The 3,389-nt window shown below is 64.9% G+C and carries 4 protein-coding genes; 3 read left to right on the top strand and 1 reads right to left on the bottom strand.

Annotation, left to right across the window (positions count from 1 at the left end):
* Window positions 1-253 precede the first annotated feature (253 nt).
* On the top strand, window positions 254-1,771 hold the full coding sequence (locus tag QOD90_RS26455; protein WP_526354663.1) for an adenylate/guanylate cyclase domain-containing protein: 1,518 nt from the start codon (window positions 254-256) through the stop codon (window positions 1,769-1,771).
* A 22-nt stretch (window positions 1,772-1,793) separates the two neighbouring features.
* Here QOD90_RS26455 and QOD90_RS26450 read toward each other — a convergent pair whose 3' ends face one another.
* On the bottom strand, window positions 1,794-2,633 hold the full coding sequence (locus tag QOD90_RS26450) for a L,D-transpeptidase (protein ID WP_526354661.1): 840 nt from the start codon (window positions 2,631-2,633) through the stop codon (window positions 1,794-1,796).
* A 191-nt stretch (window positions 2,634-2,824) separates the two neighbouring features.
* On the opposite strand from QOD90_RS26450, the gene QOD90_RS26445 reads away from it, so the two are divergent.
* Both QOD90_RS26445 and QOD90_RS26440 read left to right on the top strand, forming a co-directional pair.
* On the top strand, window positions 2,825-3,001 hold the full coding sequence (locus tag QOD90_RS26445; protein ID WP_526354659.1) for a hypothetical protein: 177 nt from the start codon (window positions 2,825-2,827) through the stop codon (window positions 2,999-3,001).
* A 117-nt stretch (window positions 3,002-3,118) separates the two neighbouring features.
* On the top strand, window positions 3,119-3,389 hold a 271-nt coding region (locus QOD90_RS26440), incomplete at its 3' end, for a dihydrofolate reductase family protein (protein ID WP_526354657.1).

Here is a 3,389-nt window from a genome sequence, read left to right as displayed (position 1 = left end):
GCGAAGCGCAACTCACCCCGGTGCAACCGCTAAGGGTTGGGTGCCCCGATCGTCCGCGGTTACCACGTAGAAGTCGTGTTCGTCACAGCTGCGGCAACTCCTGCGGCGTTGGTGGTCCTCGATGCCCGCGGCGCCTTCTTGGCGAACGTTCGAATCCCGGCCGCCTTCGTCCCCAGTGATCTACGCTGCGCGTCGTCAGACCACGCGTTGGCTCGATCTAGGCAGCCGGCAGCGGCTCGACAGGGGGAAGCGCATGGATCGCATCTGGCAGTGGGCGTGGGATCGGTACGCAGCGAGGTACTCGTGGGCGCTGTGCGCGATCTTGGGGGCCCTGTTTCTGCCGCACTACCTGCTCCTGTCGTCTGTCGTCGTCGCTTTCGAAGGGTCCGGTCGCTACGTCGAGGCCGCGGCCGTCACCGTGGTCGCCATGCTGGTGTTGGCGTGCGTGGTCGTTCTTCCCGGGGTGGGCCCACTACACCTCGTAGAGCAGTGGGCGGCTGGCCGCGAGGTCGATCGAGCAAGGGCACTGCACGCGAGCTACACCTACGCCAGGGGGCTGATCGTCCGAGCGGTGACAGCCAACGCAGTGTGCGGTGGGCTGCTAGCGGTCATCGCCGGTGCGATCGCCGGCGCCAGCGCGTCACGGCTCTTGCAGTACGCGATCCTGGGCGCAGCCTTCGGTGCTGCCTACGTACTGCCAGCGCACAGCGTCGCGGAAGCAGCGTTGCGGCCAGCCCGGGTCGCCATCGCCGCTGACACGGCCATCGGTGACGGTCTGCCTCGCTCGCGCCCCACTTTCGCCGCGTGGTCGAACGTGTCCCTGCTCGCGGCGATGTTCATATCTACCGTCGCGGGCGCGATGATGGCGGCGGTGTTCGATTGGGTCAGTGAGATGCCGGTGCTCTGGGTCATGATCGGAGGCGGGTTGACGCTTGCCTTCGGTGTGCCGCTGACCGTCGGCCTAGCGTTCACACCGTCGTTGCGGCCCGTCCGCGACCTCGCTGACGGCACCCAGCGGGTGGCGGCCGGTGACTACAGCCAACGCCTGCCGGTGGTGCAGGACGATGACCTTGGCGCGTTGGCGGCGTCGTTCAACCGCATGCAGGCGGGTTTGGCCGAGCGGCAACGACTTCAGGCCGCGTTCGGGACGTACGTCGATCCGGCTTTGGCGGCCCGGCTACTCGAGCAGGGTGATGACGTGTTCATCGGTGAGCGCCGCGAGGTCACGGTGATGTTCGTCGACATTCGCGACTTCACCCCGTTCGCCGAAGCCAATACCGCCGAGGACACCGTCGCCCGACTCAACGCGCTGTTCGAGATCGTGGTGCCCGCGGTCGTCGATGCCGGTGGGCACGTCAACAAGTTCCTCGGCGACGGCGCGCTGGCCGTCTTCGGCGCCCCCAACGACCTCGCCGATCACGCCGACGCCGCGGTGTCCGCTGCGGTGCTGATTCAGCGCCTGGTTGCCGAGCGATTCGGTGGCGAGCTTCGGATCGGCATCGGGATCAATACCGGCAAGGTGATCGCCGGGACCATCGGCGGCGGGAGCAAGCTCGAATTCACCCTGATCGGGGACACCGTCAACGTCGCGGCCCGCGTCGAACAGCTCACCAAGACCACCGGTGACACCATCCTTCTCACCCACCAGTGCGTCGACGCCTTGGTCGCTCGACCGCCCGGCCTCATCGACCGCGGGGCCCACGCCCTCAAGGGCAAGGCGGCCGCCCTACGAGTCTTCGGCCTCGACCCAGCGGTTCGTCCGACGACATGAGACCGGCAGCGAGTCGAGTTACCTAGACTTGCCAGTCCTGGCCGCCGTCGTCTTGGGTATAACTTCCAACGGAATTCGTCACGACGATGGGATCGCCGATGTCGAAGTTGTCGTAGAACCACTTCGCGTTGTCGGGATTGACGTTGATGCAGCCGTGGCTCACGTTTTGCCTGCCCTGGTCCGCCACTGACCACGGCGCGCTATGGACGAAGCTCCCGCTGTTGTCGAACTGAACGGCGAACTGGACGTCTAGGCGGTAGCCATCTGGCCCGTCGTTCGAGACGCCGTAGGACTCGGAGTCCATCACGATGTCGGAAAACTTGTCCTGAACGTAGTAGGTCCCATTGGGAGTCTCGTGGCCGGGCTTTCCCATGGACATCGGAAATGTCTGCTCCACGTTGCCGTTACGCGTGATCGTCATCTGGTGGGTGGCGTCGTCTGCCGTGGCGATCAGCGCGTCCCCGGTGGTGAAGCTGGACGTGGTCCCCGCCGCGTCGACGTGCACAGGGGTATGTGCGGGCCAGAAGTCGAATGGCCGCCAGCGCACCTGGCGGTCGCTCATCCAATAGAACATTCCCGACACCGGCGGGTCCGACGAAATGTGGATCGCGTCTTCGACCGCCGGCCGGTCGATGATCGGCACGGCGAAGTTGATGACGATCGGCTTGCCGACGCCGACGGTCGAGCCGTCCGATGGGTTGATCGTTGCCTGGCCGACTAGGGCCGTGCCCGGCGACGGATCGGTCGGGAGAGAAGCATCCGCCTGTGGGTCGGCAACTGCCCGAGGTGCAATCATCACCGCGGCCAGAAACACGACAGCACTCAGCAGGGCGGTGCGTTGGATCCTTGTCGGACTTCGCATGTGCATCCTCGCCGGGTAGCTTTTGCGGCTCGGGCAGCACCCGGCCTGTAGTGACGCTAGAGGGCAGAGGCATCGGATCGATTACCGTTCGATGTGCGGTCGGCAGTTATTTGTCTGCGGTACAACGTTTTAGGAACGAACTGGACACGATTTCGACTACGTCGATCTGGCAGCGGGCCCGGACCTTGGGAATGTCCCGCGCGGTGGGAATCGGCGTGCAGGACGTCAAGATCATGGCTGAGCTTCGAACCGACGCCGACGATGCGACCTTGGCCAAGCTGGCTGAGTTGACGGAGCGCTATTGCGTCGTCGGGCAGAGCTTGGTCCAAGCTCCTGCGATCGCCATCGGCAGACGCGCGGCGGTTTGATCAGAACGCTTCCAAGGCGATCAAGGGGGTTGGCTGACGCTCGCCCATCCAGAAGGATTAGACGACGTCTCGGGTGGCGCCGCGATGAGTAGTGCCTTCCGGTGCAGTCTGATCTGCATGGGCAAACTCATCTATGGCTTCAACGTGTCGGTGGACGGGTACATCGCCGACGCACGAGGCGACATCGACTGGTCCGAGCCGAGCGAAGAACTGCACCAGTACTGGAACGACTCCGAGCGGGAGACCTCCCTATCGTTGTATGGGCGGCGGCTCTACGAACTGATGTCCGCGTACTGGCCGACCGCCGACACGGCCCCGGACGCCACCCCTCTGATCGTCGACTTCGCGCACATTTGGCGGGACATGCCCAAGGTCGTGTTCTCGCGCA

It is taken from the genome of Mycobacterium sp. (genome assembly GCF_032161845.1).
Taxonomy (GTDB): Bacteria; Actinomycetota; Actinomycetes; order Mycobacteriales; family Mycobacteriaceae; genus Mycobacterium.
Note: the sequence above shows the minus strand (reverse complement) of the source record. Positions and strands in the feature narration are given on the sequence as shown.

Bases quoted from the DNA above. Each gene is read 5' to 3' on its own strand.
- QOD90_RS26450 (WP_526354661.1), bottom strand. From the start codon at position 2,633: ATGCGAAGTCCGACAAGGATCCAACGCACCGCCCTGCTGAGTGCTGTC.
- QOD90_RS26445 (WP_526354659.1), top strand. From the start codon at position 2,825: ATGTCCCGCGCGGTGGGAATCGGCGTGCAGGACGTCAAGATCATGGCT.
- QOD90_RS26455 (WP_526354663.1), top strand. From the start codon at position 254: ATGGATCGCATCTGGCAGTGGGCGTGGGATCGGTACGCAGCGAGGTAC.